A 25,886-nucleotide genomic window follows, 5' to 3' on the forward strand; every position below is an offset into this window, starting at 1 on the left:
AGAACGGGTCAATGCGCATGCGATTGATAAAAACGGCTGCCGCGGCAATCGCGGTCGCGGTGGCGGTCTCGGGCCTGGCGCCCGGGTGGGCGCTGGCGGCCGGACGGCCTCAGCTTTCGGACGATGTGCTCCGCATCAGCGTGAACGAGCAGAACGGGCGGATCGGCGTAGGAACGACCGGCGGCGATCCGGTTCGTGCCGGAGACGAGGATCAGCCGCTCGTCTACAATCCGGAGACGCCGGAGACGTCGTTTACGAGCTTCCGGATCGACGGCGAGGAAGCGATCTACGGACATGATTACGGCCCGGCATCCGCGCCGTACGGCTACTTCGTGCAAGTGCCCGCCGTCGAAGGCGACCGGATCGTGTCGGTGTGGCGATACAGGGGCGTCGACATCCGCCAGACGGTCGAGCTCGTGCCGCAGACCGACAAGACGCTGCCCGCGGGCAATGCCAAGCTGTCGTACCGGGTGGACAACAAGTCCGGCAAGAGCGTCAAGCTCGGGACGCGGATTCTGCTCGACGTCACGGCCGGAGACAACGACGGACCGCTGCTGATGGCGCCGGGCGAGTTGTCCCCGGTCATCGGCGAACGCGAATTCGGTCCCGCCGACGTGCCGCTGTACTGGCAGGCGATGGACGATATCGACGATCCGTCGGTCATCGCTTACGGCACCCTGTACGGCTTCGGCGAGAAGAAGCCGTCGCGCGTCATTTTCGGTCACTGGAACGGACTGTCGGCGACCAAATGGAAATACGACTGGAGCCAGTGGACCGATTATACGGCGGACGGGGGGCTGTACGGAACGGCGGACAGCGCGGTTGCCGTCTACTGGGACGAAGCCGCCCTGGCCGGCGGCGCGTCCGCTTCGTTCTCGACCTTGATCGGAATGGGCGAGATGAAGCAGCGGCAGACGCTGCTCGACAATATGGCGGTCACCGTCTCGGCGCCGCAGAAGGTGACGGCGGAGGCCGGCGGCCAGGCGTCGTTCGAGCTGTCCGCCGAGCTGGCCAACAACCTGCCCAAGTCGGTCGCCCAAAGCGACGTGCGCGTCGAGATCGTATATCCGGGCAGCGCTGCGTTGACCGGAGGCAGCCAGAGCGTTACTTATGTCCCGGAGGTGGCCAAGGGCGAGCGGCTTTCCTTCCGCTGGCGGTTCGTTGCGACCGGCGCCGACGCGGTCAACGTCTATGCCTTCAAGGTGCGCATCACGGTAGGCGATCCCGCCGCGCCCGGCGTGAAGATGCGGGAGGAGACGGCGCATATCGTCGTGCTGAACGACTTCCGGCAGCCGCCGGATATCCAGTTCACGGCCGTCGCGCCGAACCGCATGTACGAGAAGGAAACGTTCCGCAAGGCGGTTATCTACGGCAGCAACCTGAACTTTCTCAAGGACGCCCCGGACCGCTGGCACGTCTATATCCAGGCGGCCAGCGGCGTGCGGACAAACATTGAATCCAAGTACGTGACCGTCGACAGCGACAGTCAGCTGTCCGTGATGCTGCCGCAGCTGCAGCTCGGTTCTTACGGCATCGGCGTGGAGCACGATCTGAGCAAAGGCATGTACCGTCCCGACACGATCCGCATTACCGACGACATCTCGGTCATGAAGCGCGGGTACGGCACGCTCCTGATCACGAAGAAGGATCTGCTCAAAACGCGTACGGACATCGGCGGGCAGTATACGCAGCGGACGAACAAGATTTACTATGCCAAAGGCGGCGCGCTGCCTCCCGTCCCGGCGGGCGAGGAGGAAGTGCTCCGCATCCAGGGCAACATTCAGGATATGGGCGACGGCACGTATTCCGTCGTGCCCCAGCCGTCGCAGGCGGTAACGCTCGGCAACGTGCTGAAGCTGACCGTGTCCGAGTTCGAAGCGGACATGCCCGGCGAGATCGTCGTCAAGCCGGTCACGTACGAATACGAGGACAACGGTCTCGTCTACGACAGGGCGACGCAGGCGGTCGTCAGCGGCAACGACCAAAGCCGCATCTATCTGAAGCAACTCACCAATCTTCCGAATTCGCCGCTGATCTGGAAGAAGGCTTTTACCTTCAACGTCAACGATATGAAGATCAAAAATCCGAACGTGTTCGGATTCAGCGACGACGCCCAGGCGATCGTCGGACCGTACGTGCTCGGCATCAAGCAGGTGAAGGTCGTCTACGATCCGGACGCGAAGAAGTATGCGGCCGAATTCAAGGGCTCGCTCGACATTTTGTCGATCATGAAGACGCTGTACCGCTTTTTCGGGGCCAGCGACAACGCCGCGCTAAGCAAGCTGCTGTATGCGGAGGTGGCGGTCGATCAATTCCGCGTGTACGAGGACGGACAGATCAAGTTCGCGCTGGAAGCGGGCGTAGGACTGCCGCAGATGAAGATCGGGCCGTTCGTCACGATGGACAGCCTGAAGCCCAGCCAGACCGGCGGGGTCGAGGGACGGCTGCGCATCGATTCGATCCAGAATCTGTACAGCATATACGCCAAGCTGAGTCTGCCGAACCTGGAGTCCGTTCCGACCGGATCGGGCGGCAGCTTCAACCGCAGCTCGCGGATTCAGGGAAAGTTCGGCATCTTTACCGTGCCGACGCCGGAGGGCGGAGTCGTCGTGTTCCCGGACGAATTCATGGCCGAGTACGCGGATAACGCCGGGTTCATCAACATCCCGAACATTCCGCTTACGATCAATCAGCTCGGCGGGGAGATCAAGGGCCTGCATACGATCCGCGACAGCATCGCCAAGGGCATCTATCCCGATTTTGGCGGGAGCTTCTGGTTCGGCGTGACCGATACGGTCTCGCCCGTCCTGCTCGGCAAGCGGGCGCTGAGCGCCTCCAACGTCAAGCTGTCCATCGGGGCGCGGGAAGCCTCATTAAGCGGAACGGCGAACCTGTACTTCTTCCCGATCGCCGACATGACGGGCAAGATCATGTTCTATCCGGTGTCCGGGGCGCTGGTCGGCGGGCGCATCAGCCTGCTCGACGTCCTCGTCGGCCAGGCATCGGTCGAGCTCAGCTACAACAACGAGTCATCGCAATTTTATTTTGGCGGCTACGTCCGGGGCTCCGTACAGCTTCCCCCGTACTCGCCGATCTTCCCCGGGCTGAAGCTCGCGGACGCGTCCGCGGCGCTCAACACGAACTTCGTGCAGGCGTACGCCAAGGCGCTGGGCACGATCCCGGTCGGCGTGCGCTACACGTGGAGCACGCAGCAATTGCAATTTTTCAATCCGGATCAAAAAGGCTTCTCGGCGGTGTCGGCCCTGTCGGCGCTGTCGGCTGAAGGCGAGGCCGATCCCGAACGGCTGGCGATCGGCACCAATCTGAAGCAGCTTCCGGTCAAGAAGGCATCCGGCGCCGTGCGGTCGCTGGCCGCAAAGACGGTGACGACGTTCGAATCCGCCGGCGGCGAAGCGCTGCTCGTGCAAGCGAAGTACGCGAGAGGCAGCGACATCGAATTGACGCTCGCCGATCCGGACGGCGTCGAGATGCCGCTGGTCGAAGACGGCGACGGCGCGAACGTGTACCGGAGCGAATACACCGATCCGGACACGGGAGCCGTGCAGAGCTATATCGCGATTACGGTGCCCGCCGAGCGGAGCAAAGCCGGCACGTGGACGCTGACAAGCAGCATGCCGGCGACGTTCGAAGCGTTCGACGCCGCGCCGACGCCGGAGATCGGCACGATTCGTGCGGAGCAGGACGGCGGCCAGGCGGCGATCGATCTCGCGTTGACCCGGAAGCCTGCGGACGGGCGTACCAAGGTCGACCTGTATTTGCAAAGCGTCGATGCCGCGACGCCGTTCCTCTCGCGGATCGCTGCGGACGAGACGCTGGCGGACGAGGAAGCGACGATCCGTCCGGCGCTGCCGGACGGCATTGCGAGCGGCTCCTACAAGATTGTCGCGGTGCTGAAGCAGTACGACGCCGGCGGCGCGCTTTTGCAGAACAGCTTCCGCGATTCCGCGCCCTTCGCCGTCGCGAATCCGAAGGTGCCGACCGCGCCGGACAACGTAACGGCCAAGGCGATCGGCCGCGGCGCGCTGAAGGTCGAATGGGACGCGTCGGCAGGCGACCATGTGGCCGGTTACTATATCTTCACGGTGGACGGGGAAGGCAAGCCGGCGGACGGCTCCAACTGGACGTTCGTGCCCTATGAGGAAGGAACGGATCGTTATGCGGCGGAGATCCGGGGCTGGTCGCCCGAGACGTACCGCATCGTCGTGCAGGCGGTAAGCGAAGCGCCCGGCGGCACGGCGGACGATCCTTACGCCGGGTACCCGGCTGCGGACTGGGCATTCGTCGACGATCCGCTTAAGTTGGGGCAGTATACCGCCGCCTGGGCACCCATCGCGGGCATATCGGAGTATGTCGTCCGGCTCACGGCCGCGAACGGCGAGTCGTATGCGATTCCGTATTACGGCGAGCCCAACGCCGGCGACGAGAGCAACGGCGACTATTATCAGACGACGCTGTACGGACTGCCTGCGGGCCGATCGTTCAACGTTACGGTAAACGGTATGATCGAACGGGATCCGGGGGCCAAAGAAGTGCAGGCGGTCGACGCCGGCGCCGGCAAGAAGCGGATCAGCTGGGACAAGGTCGAAGCGGACGGCGTGCGTTCGTATACGATCTATGGAAAGCCGGCGGACGACAAAGCGCCTGTCGTGCTCTTCGAGTACCCGGTACCGTCCTCCGGTCAGCCGGAACGGTATGCGGACATCGAGGTCGACGGCTTCGCCGCAGGCGCGGATTACGATATCTCGGTTATCGCCAATGTGGCCGAAGAGCGGCCGGCGCGCTATTTCGGCGCGTGGTCGTCGCCTGTCGAGCTGAAGCTGCCGGTGCCCGATCCGCCCGTGTTCGACCTCAGGGTGCAGCCGGCGGATCCGGCCGGCGGCGTCGTGCGGATGGACCGGGATGCGGACGGCTTGCCGTATTTCCGCAGCAGCACGGGAGACGTGACGCTCGGCTTTACGAGCGACGAGGCGGTCCGGACGGAGGTTCGGGTGAACCCGTCCATGTACGATCCCTCCGCCGAGCCTGACGTGTACAAGGGTGCGGCGTGGACGACGAATGTCGTGCTGAAGGAAGGCACGAACGAGATCGAGGTCGTCGTTTACGACGACGACGGCGACGCCGAAGAGAAGACGTACCGGGTCGTCGTGAAGGAAAACGGTCCCATGCTGGCGGTGGACGATCCGGCGTTCCCGGACGGCCAGGTTGAGCTGACGGGCCAGACCGATATCGGCGCCGCCGTGACGGTGAACGGCTACCCGGCAGAGGTGGACGACGCGGGACGCTTCACTTACCGGCTTCCGCTGCCGGAAGAGCAGGCTTTCGACGTCGAGATCGTGGCATCCGATGCGTTCGGCCAGAATAACGCGTACGTCCAGCGGATCGTCAATCCGCAGGTCGGGCGCATCGAGAAGGTCGTCATCGGCATGCAGCGCGAGATGAGCTCGGCCTCCAGCCAGTCGCTTCGTCTATACGCCTACGACGGCGACGGCCATGCGGTCCGGCTGCCGAACGACGAGGTCGAATGGAGCGTTCTCTCGGGCGAGCAGTACGCGGAGATCGCCGGCAGCGAACTGAAGGGACTGCGGCAAGGACAGGCGGTCGTGTCGGCCAGCTATCGGGTGAACGAGCAGTATGCATGGACGGATTATGGCGTCTTCGACATCGATCAGCGCAGCCTTGTCGCGATGACCGATCTGGATGCGGTGACAGCCGATCTCGGCACGCTTGCCGTTGGTTACGCAGTGGATGAAGGGCCTACCGGCGTGACGAAAAGCGTCGCCCTGCCGGCCGCAAGCGCGAACGGGACGACGATCGAATGGTCGTCGGACGATCCGCAGGTCATCGACGCGGAGACGGGCAAGGTGAGCCGGCCGACGTTCGAAGCGGGCGATGCCGCCGTGACGCTGACGGCGACCGTCAGCAAGGGAATCGTCAAGCAAACGAAAACGTTTCTTGTCAATGTGTTGAAGCTGCCGGAGCCGGGCGGACATATGACCGATCTGCAAGCGGTCATGGCCGATCTCGGCGCGCTTGCCGTCGGCTATGCCGAGGGCGATGGACCGACCGGTACGACGAAGAACGTCTCGCTGCCGACCGCGAGCGCGAACGGCACGACGATCGTCTGGTCGTCCGACGCGCCGCAGATCATCGACGCGGCGACCGGACAGGTGAACCGGCCGGCGTTCGAAGCGGGCGATGCCGCCGTGACGCTGACGGCGACCGTCACGAAGGGCGTCGTCGAGCAAACGAAGACATTTCTTGTCAACGTGTTGAAGCTCGCGGAGGCGGGCGGCAATAACGGCGGCGAGATGACCGATCAGGAGGCGGTGACGGCCGATCTCGGGTCGCTTGCCATCGTATATGCGGGGGGCGACGGGCCGGCTAGCGTGACGAAGGACATCGTGCTGCCGACCGCGAGCGCGAACGGCACGACGATCGTCTGGTCGTCCGACAAGCCGCAGGTCGTCGAGGCGGCGACCGGGAAGGTGAACCGGCCCGCGTTCGAAGCGGGCGACGCCGCCGTGACGCTGACGGCGACCGTCACCAAGGGCATCGTCGAGCAAACAAGGACATTTTCCGTTAAAGTGTTGAAGCTTGCGGAATCGGGTGGCAATAACGGCGGCCAGATGACCGATCTGGAGGCGGTGACGGCCGACCTCGGTTCGCTTGGCATCCTGTATGCAGGGGGCGACGGGCCGGCCGGCGTAACGAAGGACGTCGTGCTGCCGACCGCAAGCGCGAACGGCACGACGATCGTCTGGTCGTCCGACAAGCCGCAGGTTATCGGCGCCGCGACCGGTAAGGTGACCCGTCCGGCGTTCGAAGCGGGCGATGTCTCCGTAACGCTGACGGCGACCGTAACCAAGGGCGCCGTCAAGAAGACGAAGGCGTTTGTCGTCAACGTATTGAAGCTCGCGGAGACGGGCGGCAATAACGGCGGCGAAATGACCGATCTGGAGGCAGTGACGGCCGATCTCGGTTCGCTTGTCGTCGGTTATGCGGGAGGCGACGGGCCGGACGGCGCGACAAAGAACGTCGTGCTGCCGTCCGCGGGCGCGAACGGCACGACGATCGTCTGGTCGTCGGACAAGCCGCAGATCGTCGACGCGGCGACCGGGAAGGTGAGTCGTCCGGCGTTCGAAGCGGGCGACGCCGCCGTAACGCTGACGGCGACCGTCGCGAAGGGCGCCGTGAAGAAGACGAAGACGTTTGTTGTCAACGTGTTGAAGCTCGCGGCGTCGGGCGGCAATAACGGCGGTACCGGCCAGCCTGCCCAGCCGGCCGAGGAAGCCGGCTGGCGCATCGATCCGGCCGTCGGAGGCACGATCTCCGGATCGGGCGCTTCGATTCGCTTCCCGGCAGGCGTCTTCCCCGCGGCGTTCCGCATCAATATCGCGGCGCTGCCGGAGGAGTCCGGCAGCCAGCTGCCCGATGCGTCGCGCCGCGTAAGCCGCGTGTACGACATCACGAAGTCGGCGTCAGGCATGTTTTTAAAGCCGGTCACGATCACGCTGCCGTTCGACAGCGTACGGCTGGACCCGAAGGCCGACACGGTCGCCGTCTATTGGCTCAACGAGGTGACCGGCGAGTGGGTGCCGTTAAACAACGCATCGATCGACAGGGAGCGCGGCACGGTCAGCGGCGAAACGATTCATTTTACCAAGTTTGCCGTACTGACTGCTCCGGGACAGCTTCCTTCCGGAGATCCGCTGCCCGCACTCGGCGATATATCGGGCCACTGGGCGGAGGCGAGCATTCTGAGCATGGTCGGCCAAGGCTATGTCAAAGGCTATCCGGACGGCACGTTCCGGCCGAACGCCAAGGTGACGCGGGCGGAGTTCGTACAGTTGATCGTCCGCGCTTTCGGGATAGCGGAAGCCGACGCGTCGGCAGGCGCCTTCCGCGATGCGGCGGATCATTGGGCGCGCGGCGCGATCGCCGCGGCCCGGGCGGCCGGCATCGTCGACGGCTATGAGAACGGCACTTTCCGGCCGAACGAAGCGATCACGCGCGAGCAGATGGCGGTCATGATGGCGCGGGCGCTGAAGCTTCGGCCGGCAGCGGCCGGCGGCAAGGGCACCGTCTTCGCCGATCGCGCGGACATCTCCGCTTGGGCGAAGGCATCGGTTCTGGCCGCGGCGGAGAACGGCTTGTTCGTGGGCGATCAGGCCGGCGCGTTCCGTCCGCATGCCTACGCGACGAGAGCCGAGACGGTCGAGGCGCTGAGGCGCGCTGTCGATCTGCGCCAATCATAACGATACACGCACTCGGACGGGCCCCCTCGCTGCCAAGCGGGGAGGCTCGTCGTTTCATACCCTTATCGTTTTAGAGGAGTTACCGCATGAAGCCGCTCAAGGAGCTTGTATTTGAGGATGAATCAGCGATCGTCACGATCAAACAATGGATTTATAAATCTGACAATCGCAATGGAGCGGTTCTTCTTCCCGCTCTCAAAGAACAAGGCGAAAAGGAGCTGTTTCGGCTCCAGGTAACGACGAAGTCGGCGCTTGGCGCGGTCGCCTACTCAACTGGCGGTATTTTACTTCAACACGGATGGCTGCGGGTTTTGGGCTCCGGTCATCCTCATTTAACGAGATCGGTTACATCATGGACGGACGATTGCAAGCTGGATAACGCTTTATTGGTGGCAGACGATGTAATCGGCGGTTTTTTTGCTTTAAACGGCGGATGCTTTGATGGAGGGGAAGGGGAGATTTTTTACCTTGCTCCCGACACGCTGGACTGGGAATGCCTGGGGATAAGGTATGCCGACTTTTTGAATTGGTGCTGTACGGGGGATTTATCGGGATTCTACGAACCTTGCCGATGGCGGCGCTGGGAGACTCTTATTCCTCGGCTGGACGGGAATCAAGGCATTTCTGTTTATCCTTATCTTTGGACAAGCGAAGCGAAGAAAAGAGGAGTCGAAAGGTGTTCGAAAAAAGCGGTGCCAATGGAGGAACTCTGGAGACTTGCGTTGTATTTTAGAGAGAGGTTAGACCGGGGATAGTGTTCGCAAATCGAGGAAATAAACAGCCTGCAGGCACAATCCTGCAGGCTGTTCGGCTATGGCATGCGTTCTATTCCTGTCGTTGTTATTCGGGGATGACGCCCAGCAGAATTCTTCCCCGTCCGTGTCTGGCTTCGCTTTTCTCCAGTGCTTTATCCGCTTGGCTTAATGGGAATATGGCATCTATTTCGGCTTTAATGGTACCTTCGGCAATTAACTCCGTTAAGCTTTCCAAGTCCTCGCGGGTAGGCCATTCGGTGTTGAATTTAGCTGTAACGCCATGCTTCCGGGCGTTCTCCTGGGATGGATCTTGCGTCAACGAGACGAAGATTCCGCCTTTTTTCAGAACGGACCAGGACCTCGCCTCCGTCTCCCCGCCAACCGAATCGACGACCAGATCTACTTCGCCGGCGACGTCTTCAAAATTTGTCGTCGTATAGTCGAAGACTTGATCCGCGCCCAACGTCTTGACAAAGTCCAGGTTAGAGGTTGAAGCCGTGGCGATGACGGTCGCTCCCTTCCACTTGGCCAGCTGTACGGCAAACTGTCCGACGCCGCCCGCAGCCGCATGCAGGAGAACGGTTTGACCGGCTTGGAGTTCGCCTTCGGTGAACAGCGCCTTCCAGGCCGCTTCGGCGCCTGCTTTAATCGTCGCCGCGTCTTCGAAGGCGAGGCGATCGGGCACTTTTACCAACTCCAGGGCTTTAGCGACGCCGTATTCCGCATAAGCGCCTCTGATCGTACCGAAAACGCGATCGCCGGGCGCGAACGCCGTTACGTCCGGTCCTGTCGCTTCAACCACCCCCGAAGCGTAAAAACCGGGGGTGTAGGGCATGGTTACCGGAAAAACCTGTTGAAGCCAGCCGTTGCGAATTTTGAAGTCGAGCGGAATGACTGCTGCATACACGATGCGAACGAGCGCTTCGTCAGCCGCAGGTTGGGGGCGATCGATCGTTTGTATTTTTGAAACATCCGGACCGCCATACGCATGAACCTGAATCGCTTGCATGGTCTTGTCAGACATTTTTATCTCTCCTTTGATATTCATCGTTTTGATTGATTCGAATCAACTTTCGAGTACGGCGGTAATCTTTTTGGCCAAAGCGACGAACTGCGCCTTTTCTTCATCGTTCAGATTTTCAATCGTGATCTCTTCCATCTTGCTCCAGGCCTCGTTGACTCTGGATTCGACTTCGCGACCTGCCTGGGTGAGCGATACGAGCGTCACTCGTTTGTCTTCCGCCGAGCGGCTGCAGGAGACGAGCCCCGCATCTTCCAGGCGCCGAACGGACTTCGCGATGGTCGAATGATCAAGGCGCAGCGATCTCGAGAGACTATTCTGCGATTGGCTGTCCCGCTGCCATAGCTGCATCAGTACGAGCTCCTGCCCGGGATATAAGCCTGCTTCCCGAAGCAGCTGTCCCGCAACGCGGTGATGGGAACGAGCCAGGCTGAAAATCGAAAAGCTAACGGGAAATCGGGTGACGGCACTGATTTCATTCTCAGCAGCTCCATCGTTGTCGCTGATTTTCAATTCGGTTATTCCTCCCTAATATGTGGTCGTCAACATATATCCTGAAACTAAGATAACATTCAGATATGTTGCCGTCAACATAAGTTCAAAATAAACCTTAGCAAGCTGTTCGTCTGAACATAATCTGTTAAAGTATGGTTATAAGCACCTTTCGATTGGGGGGAGAACGGCCGTGAGGTTAAACCATCTTAATCTAACCGTTAGCGACGTGAAAGCAACTGCGGAATTTTTGGTTCGTTACTTTGATTTGCAGATCGGAACGACCCGCGGAAGCGGCTTTGCCGTGCTGTTTGACGACAGCGGGTTCGTGCTTACGTTGATGAAAGGCAAGCAAGTCGCCTATCCCGAAACTTTTCATATCGGCTTTATTCAAGCCAGCGAGGAGCGGGTGAACGAGATCAACCAAAGGTTGAGAGAGGATGGATTTGACGTGAATCCCCCGGAACGCTCTCATGCTTGGACGTTCTACGTCAAAGCGCCTGGCGGATTCCTGGTCGAGGTTCTTCATTGATCGTCCATTTCCAAGTACCTGTTTTTAGTGAGTAAAGTCCCATTTCGATAAGAAATCCGTAAACAAGCCTCACACAAGCATGGGCCTCTTTTTGCGATAGGGGCTTTTTTTGTGCTGTAAATCATAAGGGAACATAGTGTGCGTTAGGTATAAAGACATGAAATCAAGTCGCCCTTCAAAATGGCGCTTGAAAATTAAAAATTATATGTTATATTAACTAACATAACTGTTTAAATTTCGATCATGCCTGTCAGCTTATCTGCTTCATCCAACAACATACACAATTGTTTTCTAGGGTTCCGCGGCTGCATGTACCGCCGGTCTGGTCCGAGAGAAGACGCACGGCACAGCGGCCGTGTCCACGGAGGGATAAAAGCCCGGGAGGATATGTTACATATCTTCCTGCGGCTTTTATTTTTTTGTTTTTTGAGACAGGAAAGGGGAGCTAAGGGATGAAACAAGAGGTTACGCTTCGCCAATCGCTGACGCTGGTTCAGGTCGTCGCGCTGGGCTTGGCCTGGATGACGCCGATGATTTACTTTTCCGTATTCGGCATCGCTTACGACGCGTCAAAAGGGATGATCACCGAGGCTTACTCGTTGTCGGTCGTGGCCATTTTTTTCACGGCATACAGCTACAGCGTCATGGCGAAAGTTTTCCCGGGCTCCGGCTCGTCTTACACGTACGTGAAAAAATCGATGCATCCGATTCCGGGGTTTACGGTCGGTTGGGCGATCCTGCTGGATTATCTGTTCTCGCCGATCATCGCCTGCCTCACGTTCGGCATCTACCTGCACGCCCAGTTCCCGGCCGTTCCGGCCTTTGTCTGGATCATTCTGCTCAACATCGTGCTGGCAGTCGTCAACATCGCGGGCATCCAGTTTTCCGCAAGTCTCAGCAAGCTGTTCGTCTTGTTCCAGATCATCTTCATCGCGCTGTTCTGCGCTTACTTGATCAAGGGCTTCCATGGCTTCGAGGGGGTCGCCCAGCCCTTCGCGAACCTTGATGTGGGCTTGCCGACGATTCTCGCGGGGGCCTCGATCATCTGCTTCTCCTTCCTTGGCTTCGATACGGTGTCGACGTTGGCGGAGGAGACGATTCAACCCAAGAAAACGATCCCCAGGGCGATTATGCTCATCATTCTGATCGCAAGCGTGCTCTACGTGGTCACTTCTTACCTCATTCAAATCTCGTATCCGCACCTGACGTTCGTCAACCTGGATTCGGCCGGCTTCGAGCTGATGAAAATGGCCGGCGGCGCGACGCTCGGCGCGATTTTCACCACCGTCCTGATCTTCGCGATCTTTACGCAAGGGCTGACGTCGGTGACGAGCGTCTCCCGGCTGCTGTACGTGCTCGGGCGCGATTCTATCCTGCCTAAAGGTTTCTTCGGCAAGCTTCATCCGAAGTACCGGACGCCGGTGAACAATATCGTGCTGGTCAGCATCGTCTCGCTGCTGGCGCTGGTGATCAGCCTCGATATGGCCGTGAAGTTCGTCAGTTTCGGCGCGTTGACCTCGTTTGCCTTTGTCAACCTATCTGTCATCGCAGAGTGCTATATCAAGCGCAGGCAGCGGTCTTTGAAGCAGACGTTCCAGTACTTGGTCTTCCCGCTGGCCGGCGCCTCGTTCATCGTGTGGCTGATCACGCTGCTCGACGCGAATGCGCTGACGCTCGGCTGCATCTGGCTCGCGGCCGGCTTGGCGTATTATCTGTTCCGCACCAGAAAGTCGCGCTCGTTCAGCGCTTCGGCGAACCTGTTCGATGGGGCGCCTGCCGCGATCAAAAGCGAATAAATATTTTTAATGTTATGTATATTGACATCGAACGACGATCGGACTTATACTAACCGCATGTTAGAGAACGTGACAATAGAATCCAGGTTCTTGCAAGCAGCACACCGTCAAGAACGAAAATGCAGTCTAGGGTTCCGTTGATGCATCTCGCATCAGGCCTGGTCCAAGAGACGGCGTAGGGAAGCGCGGCAACGCAGATCGAACGGATCGGCGCCGCGGACCTAAGACACGGAAGGATAAAAGCCTGGGAGATGACGCTCCCGGGCTTTTTGTCGTTCGGAAGACGCATCGCTAACCATTGAATCCATCGAATCCATCGGGAAAGAGAGTTGAACAGGATGTTAAACACCGTTATCGGCGCAGGGGGAAAATGGTCGGGCCGCATCGGGCGCGGCAAGCTGCTTCGCTTCACGGCACTCGAGGCGGGGGCGAACGTGTCGCTGATGCTGTTCCACGCGCACGATCTGACCGAGCGCTACAACATGCCGGATACGTTAAAGGCCCAATATACGGCGCATCTGACGACGGGGCACACGCTGATGAGCGACAACGGCCGGGTGCTCGCCGGCATCGTGCACGACGAGCTCGGCTGGCATGACCCGATCGGCGGCTATACGACAAGGTCGCTCACCGATGACCGATACGGCCGCACGACTTACCAGGACCTTCGCAACGACTGGCTGCGCAGCGGCCAGGAAAACTTCGCGGTCGAGCTGACGCGCCACGGACTGGGCATGCGGGACATGATGCCGGTCGTCAACCTGTTTTCCAAAGTGTACTGCGACGAGAACGGCGCGATGCATTACGTGCAGGACCACTGTCCGGCGGGATCGTCGGTGACGCTCCGCTCGGAGATGGATGTCATCCTGGCGCTGTCGAATACGCCGAACCCGCTTGATCGGCGCCAGTCGTACCCAGCCGTCCCCGTCAGGCTTGAAGTGACGCAAGCAGAGCCGGTTCGCGGGGACGACGTCTGCGTCAACCACCGCGACGAGAACCGCCGCGCTTACGAAAATACATGGGCCTATTATTCGCTTATCTAATCGAGCCAACGGGAGGGAAAAAAGATGGGTGCATATCACCGAGTCGAGAGTACGCGCAAGCCCGAGCAGGCCGTTTATGACGACATCATTTTGGCCGGAGACGGATGGATGCGCGATCTGGAGTCCGGTCAGGTGCTGCGGATCGTCGATCTGGAGGGCAACCAGGCCGCCGACACGCTTTTCTACGATGCGGACCGTCCGGAGGATCATTATGCGGCGGCTGCGACGATCGCCAGGCAGGGCAATATCTACCTAACGACGGGATCGGTCCTGGTAGCGGAGTCCGGGAAGGAACTGCTCACGATCGTCGCCGACACCTGCGGCAGGCACGATACGTTAGGGGGCTCCTGCTCCGCGCAGAGCAATACGGTCCGCTATGCGCACGAGAAGGAACACATGCATAATTGCCGCGACACTTTTATGCTCCAGCTTGCCAAGCGAGGCGGAGACTATGGCAAGCGGGATCTGGCGCCGAACATCAATTTTTTCATGAACGTGCCCGTCACGTCGCAAGGCGGCTTGAAGTTCGACGACGGCGTATCGTCGCCGGGGGCTTACGTGGAGCTGCAGTCCCACGGCCGGACGACGGTGCTGATCAGCAACTGCCCGCAGCTGAACAATCCGTGCAATGCCTACAATCCGACGCCGATCCGCATCCTGATCTGGAACGAATAGCGACAAGCGATCATCACGAGCCTTGAGGGGAAAAAGGAGAGGAACGCCATGTTCACCAAAGTACTGATCGCCAACCGGGGCGCGATCGCCGTCCGAATCGAGCGCACGCTGCGCAAGCTGGGAATCGCGTCCGTCGCCGTCTATACGACGGCCGATCAAGATAGCCTGCACGTCGATCTCGCCGACGAAGCGGTGCTGATCGGAGACGGTCCGGCCAAGGAAAGCTACCTGAACGCGGAGCTCATCCTTCGCATCGCGAAGGAGCGCGGCGTCGACGCGATCCATCCGGGCTACGGCTTCCTGAGCGAAAATGCGGACTTCGCCCGGGCTTGCGAGGAGAACGGCATCGTCTTCATCGGACCTTCCCCGGCGCAGATGGAAGCGTTCGGGCTCAAGCACTCGGCCCGCGAGCTCGCGTCGAAGGCGCAGGTGCCGCTTCTGCCGGGCACGCCGCTCATCACGGAGCCGGACGAAGCGATCGCGCATGCGGATGCGATCGGCTATCCCGTTATCCTGAAAAGCACCGCCGGCGGCGGCGGCATCGGCATGCGCGTATGCGCGGACGAAGAAGCGCTGCGCGACGCGTTCGACAGCGTGCGGCGCCTGGCGGAGACGAACTTCAAGAACGGCGGCGTGTTCCTGGAAAAGTATATCGCCAAGGCGCGCCATGTGGAGGTTCAAATCTTCGGCAACCGGTTCGGCGAAGTCGTCGCGCTCGGCGAGCGCGATTGCTCCGTGCAGCGCCGCAACCAGAAGGTCGTCGAAGAGAGTCCGGCGCCCGGCTTCCCGGCCGACGTCAGAGCCGAGATGCTCGCCAGCGCGCGGCGGCTGGCGGCCGAAGCCGGCTACCGGAGCGCGGGCACGGTCGAATTCCTGTACGATCCGGCCGGCCTTCGTTTTTATTTCCTCGAGGTCAACACGCGGCTTCAAGTCGAGCACGGCGTTACCGAAGAAGTGCTGGGCATCGATCTCGTCGAGTGGATGATCCGCGAGGCGGCCGACGAGCTGCGGGATTTGGAGACGCTGTTCGGGCAGCCTGCCGGACACAGCATTCAAGCGCGCGTCTACGCCGAAGACTGCCTGCAGCAGTTCCGTCCGAGCGCGGGACAGCTCGATCAGGTGCGTTTGTCCGAACATGCGCGCAATGAGACGTGGGTGCGCGACGGCATCACGGTCACGACGCTGTACGACCCGATGCTTGCCAAGGTCATCGTGCGCGGGACGGACCGCGCGGACGCGATCGCGAAGCTGAAGCGGGCGCTGTCGGAGACGCGCTTCTACGGCATCACGACGAACCTGCAGTACGTCGAGGCGCTGCTGGGCGAACCGGCTTTTGCCGACGGCGACGTGTTCACGCAGCTGCTCGGCGACTTCGCCCCGGGCGAGTCGGCGATCGAGGTGCTGGACGGCGGCGTGCAGACGACCGTGCAGGATTGGCCGGGCCGCGTGGGCTACTGGGATGTCGGCGTGCCGCCTTGCGGACCGATGGATCCGCTCGCCTTCCGCACGGGCAATGCGCTCCTCGGCAATTCCGAGGACGCAAGCGGCCTGGAGCTGACGCTGCGCGGCGGCGCTTATAAGTTCCGCGAAGCGATGTGGCTGTGCGTCGCCGGCGCGGACATGAAGCCGGCGCTGGACGACGCGCCGATCCCGATGTACGAGCCGGTGCGGGCGGAACGCGGCCAGGTACTGTCCTTCGGCGAAGCGGGCGAGGGCTTGCGCGCCTACCTGCTCGTCGCCGGCGGCTTCGATATGCCGCTGACGCTGGGCAGCGCGTCGACCTTCACGCTCGGCGGCTTCGGCGGGCACGGCGGCCGCGCGCTGCGGGCCGGCGACGTGCTGAACGTGCGCCGGGAAGGCAAGGCGCAACTGCCGCAAGGCAGGCTGCCCGAAGCGTACCGCCCCGCGATCGCGCGGGAATGGACGATCGGCGTTATCCCCGGTCCGCACTGCACGGAGGAATTCCTGAAGCCGGAATATTTGCAGCAGCTCGCGGCGACGCGCTTCGAGGTCCACTTCAACAGCTCCCGCACGGGCGTCCGGCTCGTCGGTCCGGCGCCGCTCTGGGCGCGCGAGGACGGGGGAGAGGCCGGATTGCATCCGTCCAACATTCACGACAACGCCTATGCGATCGGGACCCTCGACTTGACCGGCGACATGCCGATTCTGCTCGGTCCGGACGGACCGAGCCTCGGCGGCTTCGTCTGCCCGGTGACGACCGCGTCGGCGGAATTCTGGAAGCTCGGCCAGCTGCATGCCGGAGACGCCGTCCGCTTCCGGCTCGTCACGCTGGAGCAGGCGGAGGAGATGCGGCGCATTCAGGAAGCGCAGCTGCAGGCGATCGCGGAAGGCGGCCGCGAGGAGCTGCCGGTCGCGACATTGCCGGAAGAAGCTGTCGCCTTCGCGCCGGAATATCCGATCCTGCACAGCGCATCCGAAGGCCGGACCTTCAAGATCGCGATTCGCTGCAGCGGGGACGAGAACCTGCTGGTCGAATACGGCTCGCTCGAGCTCGATCTGCTGCTGCGCTTCCAGGTGCATGCGCTGATCGAAGCGATCCGGGCGGAGGACGACTTGCCTGTGCTCGATCTGACGCCGGGCGTCCGCTCCGTGCAGGTGCGCATCGATCCGAAGCGCACGACGGTTAGCCGAGTCGCCCGTCAGCTGCTCGAGCTGGACGCCGGGCTGCCGCCGCTCGCTTCGATTCAGGTGCCGTCCCGCATCGTCCGTCTGCCGCTGTCCTGGGACGATCCGGCGACGCAGCTCGCGATCGATCGCTACCAGCAGAACGTGCGCCCCGACGCCCCGTGGTGTCCGAGCAACCTGGAGTTCATCCGCAGGGTGAACGGACTCGCCGGCATCGACGACGTGCAGCGCATCGTGTTCGACGCCAGCTATCTCGTACTCGGTCTCGGCGACGTATACCTTGGCGCGCCGCTCGCCACGCCGCTCGATCCGCGGCACAGGCTGGTGACGACCAAGTACAATCCGGCCCGCACCTGGACGCCGGAAAACGCCGTCGGCATCGGCGGCGCCTACATGTGCGTCTACGGCATGGAGGGACCGGGCGGCTACCAGTTCGTCGGCCGCACGATCCAGATGTGGAACAAGCTGCGCACGACGGCCAGCTTCGTGTCCGGCAAGCCTTGGCTGCTCCGGTTTTTCGACCAGATCCAGTTCTATCCGGTCAGCGCCGAGGAGCTACTCGTCCTGCGGGAGGACTTCCTCCGCGGCCGCTTCGAGGCGGACATTACGGAGACGACGTTCGATCTGGGCGAGTATTTGGAGTTTCTTTCTTCTATAGAAGAGAGCGCCGGGCAGTTCCGCGCGCGGCAGCAGCAGGCGTTCCGCGAAGAACGCGAGGACTGGAATGCGCGGGGGCTGTCGGAATACGTGTCGGAGCAGGAGCCGAGCAAGGCCGCAAGCGACGACGAGCTGCCGGAGGCGGTGGACGCGGTCCGCTGCTCGATGCCGGGCAGCATGTGGAAGGTGCAGGTCGCGCCGGGAGAGCGGGTGCGCAAGGGCGACACGCTGTTCATCGTCGAATCGATGAAGATGGAGTTTTCCCAGAACGCGCCGTATGACGGCATCATTCATTCGGTTCACGTGAAGCCGGGGGATACGGTGCATGCCGGTCAGCTGGTCGTGGGCATCGCCAAGTCGGAGGAGAAGGAGCTGGCGGCCGTATGAGCGAGACAGCGTTCGAATTCGAGGAGCAGCTGACGGTGGAATGGTTAAAAAAGCAGTACGCGAGCGGCCGGCTGACGCCGCGCGACGTGGCGGCCGAGATCGTCCGGCGTGCCGAAGCGGATCGGGACATGAACATCTGGATCAGTCCGCCGACGCTGGCTGCGATCGAGCCCTACCTTGCGCGGCTCGACGAGCTGGATCCGAAGCAGGCGCCATTATGGGGCATTCCGTTCGCCGTCAAGGACAACATCGACGTGGCGAACGTGCCGACGACGGCCGGCTGCCCCGACTATGCGTATGTGCCGTCTGCGCATGCGACGGTCGTGCGGCGGTTGATCGAGTCGGGCGCGATTCCGGTCGGCAAGACGAACCTCGACCAGTTCGCCACCGGGCTGGTCGGCATGCGCAGCCCGTACGGCGAGGCGCGCAACGCGCTGCGTCCGGAGCTGATCAGCGGCGGCTCGAGCTCCGGCTCGGCGGTCGCGGTGGCCCGGGGCCAGGCGGCTTTTGCGCTGGGCACCGATACGGCCGGTTCTGGCCGCGTGCCCGCGGCGCTCAACGGGCTCGTCGGCTGGAAGCCGAGCGTCGGCGCCTGGCCGGTCGCGGGGATGGTGCCGGCCTGCGAGAGCCTGGACTGCATCACGGTTTTCGCGCATCGGCTGGACGAAGCCGACCTGGTCGACCGGACCGCTCGCGGCCTGGCGCCGGAAGATCCCTGGTCGAAGGACATTCCGCGCCGTACGGGCTCGGCGCGAAGTCTTCCTGCCAAGGTCTATCTCCCGAGCGAACAGCCGGCGTTCTACGGTCCGTTCGCAGAAGGCTATCGCCTCGCCTGGGAGCGCGCGAAGGCGCAGCTTGAGCGGCTCGGCATCGCGGTGGAATACGTGAACATGGCGTTGTTCGAAGAAGCCGCGGCGCTTCTGTACGAAGGGCCGTGGGTAGCCGAACGGTGGGCCGCGCTCGGCGAATTCGTCGAGACGCATCCGGGCAGCGCGTTCCCCGTAACGGAGCGGATCCTGCGGACGGGCGCCGATCCGGCGCACCATGCCGCCGGCTTGTTCAAGGCGCAGCATCGGCTGCAGGGCTTGAAGCGGCAGGCGCAGCAGCTGCTTGAGGGCGGCGCGCTCGTCATGCCGACGGCAGGCGGGACCTGGACGCGCGAGGAGGCGAGGCAGGATCCGATCGCGTCGAATCGCGCGATGGGCCTTTACACCAACCACTGCAATCTGCTCGATCTGTGCGCCATAGCCGTTCCGGCCGGGCTCGCAGGCGAAAAGCTGCCGTTCGGCATTACGCTGTTCGCCCTGTCCGGGCAAGAGGATCTGCTCGTCGGGCTTGCGGAACGCTATGGCCTCGCGCAAGGGCAGGCAAAGCCGGAATTCAAACCGGAAATGGAAACAGAAACGGAAACGCCGACGGAGCCAAAGGCCGAGCCGAATCCCGTGCCGAATCCCGAGCCAAAGCCCACGCCACAGGCCGAGTCGAATCCCGAGCCGAAAGCCGAGCCAAAGCCCACGCCCAAGGCCGAGCCGAATCCCGTGCCGAATCCCGAGCCGAATTCCGAGCCCGCGACGCTTGTCGCCGTCTGCGGCCTGCACATGCGAGGCTTCCCGCTGGAGGCGCAGATGAATGCGCACGGCGCGACGTTTATCCGCGAGGCGCATACGGCCGCCAAGTACAAGCTGGTTCGGCTGCACACGCAGCCGGCCAAGCCGGGCCTCTTGAAGCAAACCGTCGGCGGCGTCGCCATCGCGCTCGAGCTCTGGGCGATGCCGCTGGCCCGTTTCGGGTCCTTCGCCACGGCCATACCGGCGCCGCTCGGAATCGGCAAGGTGGAGTTGGCTGACGGAACGGAGGTACCCGGCTTCATCTGCGAGGGCTGGGCGGAGCGAGAGGCCGAGGATATTACCGCATTCGGGGGCTGGCGGGCGGCGATGGCGACACCCGCGACAGTCGAGTAGCTTCGACGCACCGACAGCAACGCGCCGACAGCAACGCACCGACAGCAACGCACCGACACAACATTAATTGCAGTCATAAAAAAACCTCCATAGGAGAGCGGCCGCTTATCCGGCGCTCTTTCCTATGGAGGTTTTTGGCATTTATTCGTATGGAACGGCATGCTGGCCGTTCGGATGGGAGCGATAGTTGTCAAAAGGCAGTTATTTTCGCGCGGCACTCGCAAGGTGAGCAAATTAGTTGCTAAAAGGATGTTAATACCCTGAATAATGGGCAGAAACGCCCTTCTCGAAGGAATTAAATGCCTTCTGACACTTATTTACGCTGGCGCGGATCGACGAGGGGAAATAGCTGCTTTTTGACAACTGTTCGATTGGCGGCGGCAGAATCACCGTACGTGCGGCGTTGCCGGTTCCACGTCGGCGGCAGATTCACCGTACGTGCGGCGTTGCCGGTTCCACATCGGCGGCAGATTCACCGTACGTGCGCCGTTGCCAGTTCCACGGCGGCGGCAGATTCACCGTACGTGCGCCGTTGCCTTTTCAGCGCCGGCGGCAGATTCACCGTACGTGCGCCGTTGCCAGTTCCACGTCGGCGGCAGATTCACCGTACGTTCGGCGTTGTCGGTTCCACGTCGGCGGCAGATTCACCTTACGTGCGGCGTTGCCGGTTCCACATCGGCGGCAGATTCACCGTACGTGCGGCGTTGCCGGTTCCACGTCGGCGGCAGAATCGTGACTTCATTTTAAATAGAAGAAACGATATTGGATCCGAGGCAAACGGCGCGGCCGGTATCCCGGTCTCGCCGCTTTTTGCGTTTTTTGCCCGCGTCTGTCACAAATTGTTGTCGGAATCCGCGCCCGATTGTGGTAGGATGGACTGGCCTTCAAATTGAGGCAAATACAGACACAGATAAAGATCGGGATTAGGAGATTGCAATCGTATGTCCACCAAGAATAACTCGCATGTCGTCAGACAAGCGCTTTTGCTCGGCCTGTTTTCGACGCTCGGTCCGTTTACGATCGATATGTACCTGCCGGCGTTTCCGCAAATCGTCGAACAGTTCGGCACCACCGCTTCGCTGGTGCAGCTCAGCCTCACCGCCTGCCTGCTCGGACTCGGCATCGGCCAGCTCGTCATGGGCTCGCTCAGCGACGTCCACGGCCGGCGCAATCCGCTGCTCGTCTCGATGGCCGTCTACGTCGTCGCCTCGCTGGGCTGCGCATTTTCGCCCCATATCGGCGTGCTGATCGCCTGTCGGTTCGTGCAGGGCTTTGCGGCATCGGCGGGCATCGTCATCTCCCGCGCGATCGCGCGCGACCTGTACGAAGGCCATGAGCTCACCCGGTTTTTCTCGCTACTGCTGCTGGTCGGCAATCTGGGACCGCTCGTGGCGCCGGTCGCCGGCAGCGGCATCCTGTCGTTTTCCTCCTGGGTCGGCGTGTTCGTCGCGCTGTCGCTGCTCGGCATCTACTTGTGGATCATGACCAAGTGGCGCCTGAAGGAGACGCTGCCGATGGAGCGGCGCAGTCCGAGCAACTTCAAGCAGCAGCTACGAAACTACGGCACGCTCCTGCGCGACCGCCAGTTCGTCGGCTACATGCTGGCGCAGGGCATCATGATCGCGGGCGTGTTCGCTTACGTCTCGGGAACGCCGTTCATTTACCAGAATATATACGGCGCTTCGCCGACCCTGTTCGCGCTGTTGTTCGGCTCGAACGGCATCAGCCTGATCATCGGCTCGCAGATCGTGGGACGGGCGTCGCATCGGATCTCCGAACGCGCCTTCCTGCTTTTCGGCCTGTGGATGGCCATGATTGCGAGCGTCGCCGTCCTGATCGTAGCTTACGTTCACGGTCCGTTGTTCACGCTCGTCATTCCGCTGTTCGTGTTCGTCGCGTCCATCGGCATGACGTCCACGGCGGCCTTCCCGCTCGCCATGGAGGGCCAGGCGAATATGGCGGGCAGCGCCGCCGCGCTTCTCGGCGTCATTCCGTTCCTGCTCGGCGCGGTCGTGTCGCCGCTCGTCGGCATTGCGGGCGAGGATACTGCCGTGCCGCTCGGCGTCATCATCCTGGCGACAAGCGCGGTCGCGATGCTCGCTTACTTGCTGCTGGTGAACCGAGGACAAGCAGCCGAGCAAGGTTGAGCTCCGAGAGGTCAGCCCGACAGGCTTCTTGGCGAATTAAAATTTTGGAGGTAATCGCATGTCCGTCAGCCCGAAGCTTCAGCAATTGTTAACCGACAATGGCGTCTCGTTTACGGCTCTGGATGTCTTTAACCAGGAATTCGATAAAGGACGAATGATGTCCCGTCGTTATGACGCCGATCAAGTGGACGCGTTTTTGGACAAGGTCGTGAAGGATTACGAGCGGTTGTACAAGCTGCTCGGCGACATGGAGGTCGAAGTCGAGGCGTTCCGCGAGTCGATCACGAACAAGGCGGAGATGTCGGTCGAGCATCTGCACGTCCGGTTGAGAAAGATCGAGCACTATTTGCAGAACAAGCGGTAAGAGAGAATCGTACAAAAATGAAATCGTCCCATAAGGTGCCGATCGTTCATAAAACTGCACATTGTTGAGTTGTTTTGCCCGATTGCCGCGCTTACCATGAGGCTACATTCCGATGAGGAAGGAAGTTTGTCATGGAAAACGCAAGCAAACAAGCTGAAGCGGCCTCAGAGATGCGGCAGCCCGGGGGGCTGAATGAGACAGCGCCCGCCTGGCCCGCCGAGCTGATGGCGAACGCCAATCTTCCGTTCCGCCCGGCGGACGCGCTCGTGACGACGCAGAACCCGCCCGACTTCGATTGGCCCTTCGTTCCCGGCGCCGACCGGTACCGGCTCGAGCTCGCGCGCAATGCCGCCATGGACGGCGGCGCAATCGAAGCCGCAGAGCCGGCGATCAACTTTTACAACTTTGCCCAAGCGCTAGATGAAGGCATCTGGTTTTGGCGCGTGCGGTTTCATACGCCCGAGGCCGGCTGGTCCGCCTGGAGCGAAGTTCGCAGATTCCGCATCGCGGAAGGAAGCGTAGCGTTCCCCGTGCCGCCGATCGACGAGCTGCTCGCGCGCATGGAGACCGGCCACCCGCGGGTCTGGACGAACCCGCGCGAGCTCGAGGCTTTTCGCGAGCGGCGGCTGCACGGGGTCGCAAAAACCGTTTTCGAAAACGTCCGCGAGTCGGTGCTCGCGCGTCTTGGCGATCCGCTGCCGCCGGACCCGACCTTTCCGTACATGGACAGATCCATCTCCAGCGTATCGCCGGAATGGGTCAAGGCGCTGCAGGACCTGCGCAAATACGCCGACACCGCGCTCGACCATTTGCTCCAGGCCGCCTTCGTCTATCTGATCACGGGAGACCGCGAGATCGGCGAGCACGCCAAGGCGCATCTGCTGAACTTTGCTTCCTGGGATCCGGAGGCCGCGACGCGGTTCGATATCAACGACCAGGTGCACCGCGCGGTCGCTTACCGATCCACGATCGCCTACGACTGGCTTTACGACCTGCTGTCTCCGGAGGAGCGGCAGGCCGTACAGGATATGGTCCGCACGCGCATCGCCGTGCTGATCGAGCATTATCTGGACCGCCAGCCGATCTATCAGTATCCGTTCGACTCCCACGGGTGGACGATCGCAGGCTATATCGGGCTGATGGGCACGATCATGCTGCACGACATTCCGGAAGCGGAGGCGTGGGTCCGCCGCGCCGTGCCCGCGTTTATTAATCTGCTCCCGCCTTGGGGCGGGGAGGACGGCTCCTGGTCGCAGGGCACCGGCTACTGGCAGTGGTCGTCCGGCTCCAATAAGGAGCTGATGGACGTGCTGCTGAGCGCGGGCGCCATAGACGCGTATGCCAAAGCCTTTTCGCGGCACGAGGGTCTGTACCCGATCTACATGTTCCCGCACGGCAGCCCGACCGGCGTATTCGGCAACGACAGCCACTACCTGCCGGATTGGCCCAGCATCAGCCTGCTGAACCGGCTGGCGCAGGTGTACGGCGATCCGCGCATGCAGTGGGCGGCGGAGGCGATCGGCGAGCGGACGGTATCGGGGCTGCAGGATTATTTCTACGGCGACGAAGGCATCGCGCCGAGGCCGCCGGCGGACCTGCCGAAGGCCAAGTGGTTCCCGACAACGGGCCTTGTCGCCATGCACAGCGATCTGGCCGATCCCGAGCGCATCTCGCTCTACTTCAAGTCCAGCCCATACGGCAGCTATAGCCACAGCCAGGCCGACCAGAACGGCTTTATTATCCATGCCTTCGGCGAGACGCTGGCGCTCAAGAGCGGGTATTACGATTATTACAACAGCGTGCATCACCGCGGCTACACCAAGCGGACGTATTCCGCGAACGCGATCACGTTTGACGGCCGGCAGGGCCAGCCGATCGACGACTTCGACGCCAAAGGCCGAATGCTCGGCTTCGCGACGCACCCTGCCTTCGACGCGGCGACGGGCGATGCAGTCGCGGCCTACAGGGGCGGCGAGCTTGCCCGCGCGCTCCGGCATATCGTCTACATAAAGCCTTCTGTGTTCGTCGTCATCGACGACTTGGCCGCATCGGATCCGGACGGCGTTTCCTTCGAGTGGAATTTGCACGCCGACGAGCGCCTGACGCTAGAATCCGACGGCGGCGGGGCGACCATCGAGAAGGACAAGGTCGGGCTGCAGGTACGTCTGCATGGCGCGGATTCGTTGGGCGGCAAAGCTTCGATCGAGAAGCGGTTCCTCGATCCCGATGGAAATGAGGCGACGCCGGTCGCATGGGCGGCCGGCAAGTCGCAGGTGCATGCGACGTTCGCGATGCCGAAGAAGGATGCCGCGGTGCTGGTCGCGTCGCTGGCGCCGTACCGGCTGGACGGCGGCGCGCCGGAGGCGATCGCGTCGACCGAGCGAGACGGGTACCTCCGGCTGTCGTTCGCGGGCGGCGCCGTGCTCTTCGTTCGTACGGCGGCAGAGGGTCCGGTCGACACCGGGGCCGACGGGTATCGCTTCGACGGCGCGGCTCTCGCGGCCTGCGGCGCCTCGTTGCTGCTCGTGCATGGCACGCGGGTCGAGCGCGACGGGGACGTCGTCTTCGAGAGCGACGTGCCGGCGACGGCCGCCTGGGGCGAGGGACGTCTGTCGGCGTCCGTCTCGGGCGACGCCGCGCTCTCGCTGGCGGTGCCGGGCGAGGCCATCCTTCGCGACGGCAGCACCGGACGCGAGGTACCGGCGGATGGCGATCCGGCTGCACGACTTGGAAGCCAAGGCGTGCACTGGACGGCGGCGTCCGGGCGGCTCTCGCTCCGGCTGGAGCAGGGCCAGCACGCCTTCCGGCTGGACGACGCGCCGCTGCCGGGACCGATCGCGCCCGTGACGCTGCCGACCGAGATCGACGGCGCGTCCGGCGAGACGGCGCTCGAGGCCTGGCGCGACGTCGACGGCGACCGCCTTGCCTGGGGCCGGCTCGTGCTCGAGGCCGGCGATTACGAGGTGCTTGAGGCGCCGGCAGGCTTTGCGTTTGCGCGGCACGGCCGCATCCGCAGCGGTTCGCTAGGCTCCCGCGAGCCCGTACTGCTCCGCGGCGAGCCCGGCCTGCTCAAGCTGCGGCGGATCGACGCCACGCATTCATCGCCATAACATTCGCACAACTGTCGCATCGAC

At 62.2% G+C, this 25,886-nt stretch carries 13 protein-coding genes and 2 riboswitches; of the genes, 11 read left to right on the forward strand and 2 right to left on the reverse strand.

What is annotated here, in order from left to right; genetic code table 11:
- Positions 1-11: 11 nt before the first annotated feature.
- Both KB449_RS02055 and KB449_RS02060 read left to right on the forward strand, forming a co-directional pair.
- Entirely contained in the window at positions 12-8,276 is an 8,265-nt protein-coding gene (locus tag KB449_RS02055; RefSeq protein WP_282906769.1) for an immunoglobulin-like domain-containing protein, read from the forward strand.
- Positions 8,277-8,362: 86 nt separating this feature from the next.
- A complete protein-coding gene (locus KB449_RS02060; RefSeq protein ID WP_282906770.1) occupies positions 8,363-9,031 on the forward strand; it encodes a DUF2625 family protein in 669 nt (222 codons plus the stop codon).
- Positions 9,032-9,116: 85 nt separating this feature from the next.
- Here the strand turns inward: KB449_RS02060 and KB449_RS02065 are convergent, their stop codons facing one another.
- Positions 9,117-10,055 (reverse strand): NADP-dependent oxidoreductase, encoded by a 939-nt coding sequence (locus tag KB449_RS02065; RefSeq protein WP_282906771.1) that lies wholly within the window; start codon positions 10,053-10,055, stop codon positions 9,117-9,119.
- A 42-nt stretch (positions 10,056-10,097) separates the two neighbouring features.
- The gene (locus KB449_RS02070; RefSeq protein WP_282906772.1) at positions 10,098-10,565 is read right to left on the reverse strand and encodes a MarR family winged helix-turn-helix transcriptional regulator; all 468 of its coding nucleotides are present in this window, start codon (positions 10,563-10,565) and stop codon (positions 10,098-10,100) included.
- A 172-nt stretch (positions 10,566-10,737) separates the two neighbouring features.
- Here KB449_RS02070 and KB449_RS02075 point away from each other — a divergent pair, with 172 nt between their 5' ends.
- From KB449_RS02075 to KB449_RS02115, 9 genes are all read left to right on the forward strand, one after another.
- The gene (locus KB449_RS02075) at positions 10,738-11,076 is read left to right on the forward strand and encodes a VOC family protein (protein ID WP_282906773.1); all 339 of its coding nucleotides are present in this window, start codon (positions 10,738-10,740) and stop codon (positions 11,074-11,076) included.
- A gap of 280 nt (positions 11,077-11,356) precedes the next feature.
- Positions 11,357-11,462: riboswitch (guanidine-I (ykkC/yxkD leader) on the forward strand.
- A 66-nt stretch (positions 11,463-11,528) separates the two neighbouring features.
- Positions 11,529-12,872: an APC family permease gene (locus tag KB449_RS02080; RefSeq protein WP_282906774.1), complete on the forward strand. Its 1,344-nt coding sequence runs from the start codon at positions 11,529-11,531 to the stop codon at positions 12,870-12,872.
- A gap of 115 nt (positions 12,873-12,987) precedes the next feature.
- A riboswitch (guanidine-I (ykkC/yxkD leader) is annotated at positions 12,988-13,125 on the forward strand.
- Between the two features lie 85 nt (positions 13,126-13,210).
- Positions 13,211-13,915 carry an urea amidolyase associated protein UAAP1 gene (locus KB449_RS02085; RefSeq protein ID WP_282906775.1) on the forward strand — a complete coding sequence of 235 codons (705 nt, stop codon included), beginning with the start codon at positions 13,211-13,213 and terminating at the stop codon, positions 13,913-13,915.
- Positions 13,916-13,939: 24 nt separating this feature from the next.
- Entirely contained in the window at positions 13,940-14,590 is a 651-nt protein-coding gene (locus KB449_RS02090) for an urea amidolyase associated protein UAAP2 (protein ID WP_282906776.1), read from the forward strand.
- Between the two features lie 48 nt (positions 14,591-14,638).
- Positions 14,639-18,280: an urea carboxylase gene (gene uca / locus KB449_RS02095; protein WP_282906777.1), complete on the forward strand. Its 3,642-nt coding sequence runs from the start codon at positions 14,639-14,641 to the stop codon at positions 18,278-18,280.
- Positions 18,277-20,241, forward strand: a complete 1,965-nt coding sequence (locus tag KB449_RS02100; RefSeq protein ID WP_282906778.1) for an allophanate hydrolase — start codon at positions 18,277-18,279, stop codon at positions 20,239-20,241. Before uca ends, KB449_RS02100 begins: the two co-directional genes overlap by 4 nt.
- Positions 20,242-21,182: 941 nt before the next feature.
- Positions 21,183-22,388 carry a multidrug effflux MFS transporter gene (locus KB449_RS02105; protein ID WP_282906779.1) on the forward strand — a complete coding sequence of 402 codons (1,206 nt, stop codon included), beginning with the start codon at positions 21,183-21,185 and terminating at the stop codon, positions 22,386-22,388.
- Between the two features lie 58 nt (positions 22,389-22,446).
- The gene (locus KB449_RS02110; RefSeq protein WP_282906780.1) at positions 22,447-22,752 is read left to right on the forward strand and encodes a DivIVA domain-containing protein; all 306 of its coding nucleotides are present in this window, start codon (positions 22,447-22,449) and stop codon (positions 22,750-22,752) included.
- Positions 22,753-22,883: 131 nt separating this feature from the next.
- A complete protein-coding gene (locus KB449_RS02115; protein WP_282906781.1) occupies positions 22,884-25,862 on the forward strand; it encodes a DUF4962 domain-containing protein in 2,979 nt (992 codons plus the stop codon).
- The last annotated feature ends 24 nt before the right edge of the window (positions 25,863-25,886 follow it).

The sequence above is a fragment of the Cohnella hashimotonis genome (assembly GCF_030014955.1).
GTDB classification, from domain to species: domain Bacteria; phylum Bacillota; class Bacilli; order Paenibacillales; family Paenibacillaceae; genus Cohnella; species Cohnella hashimotonis.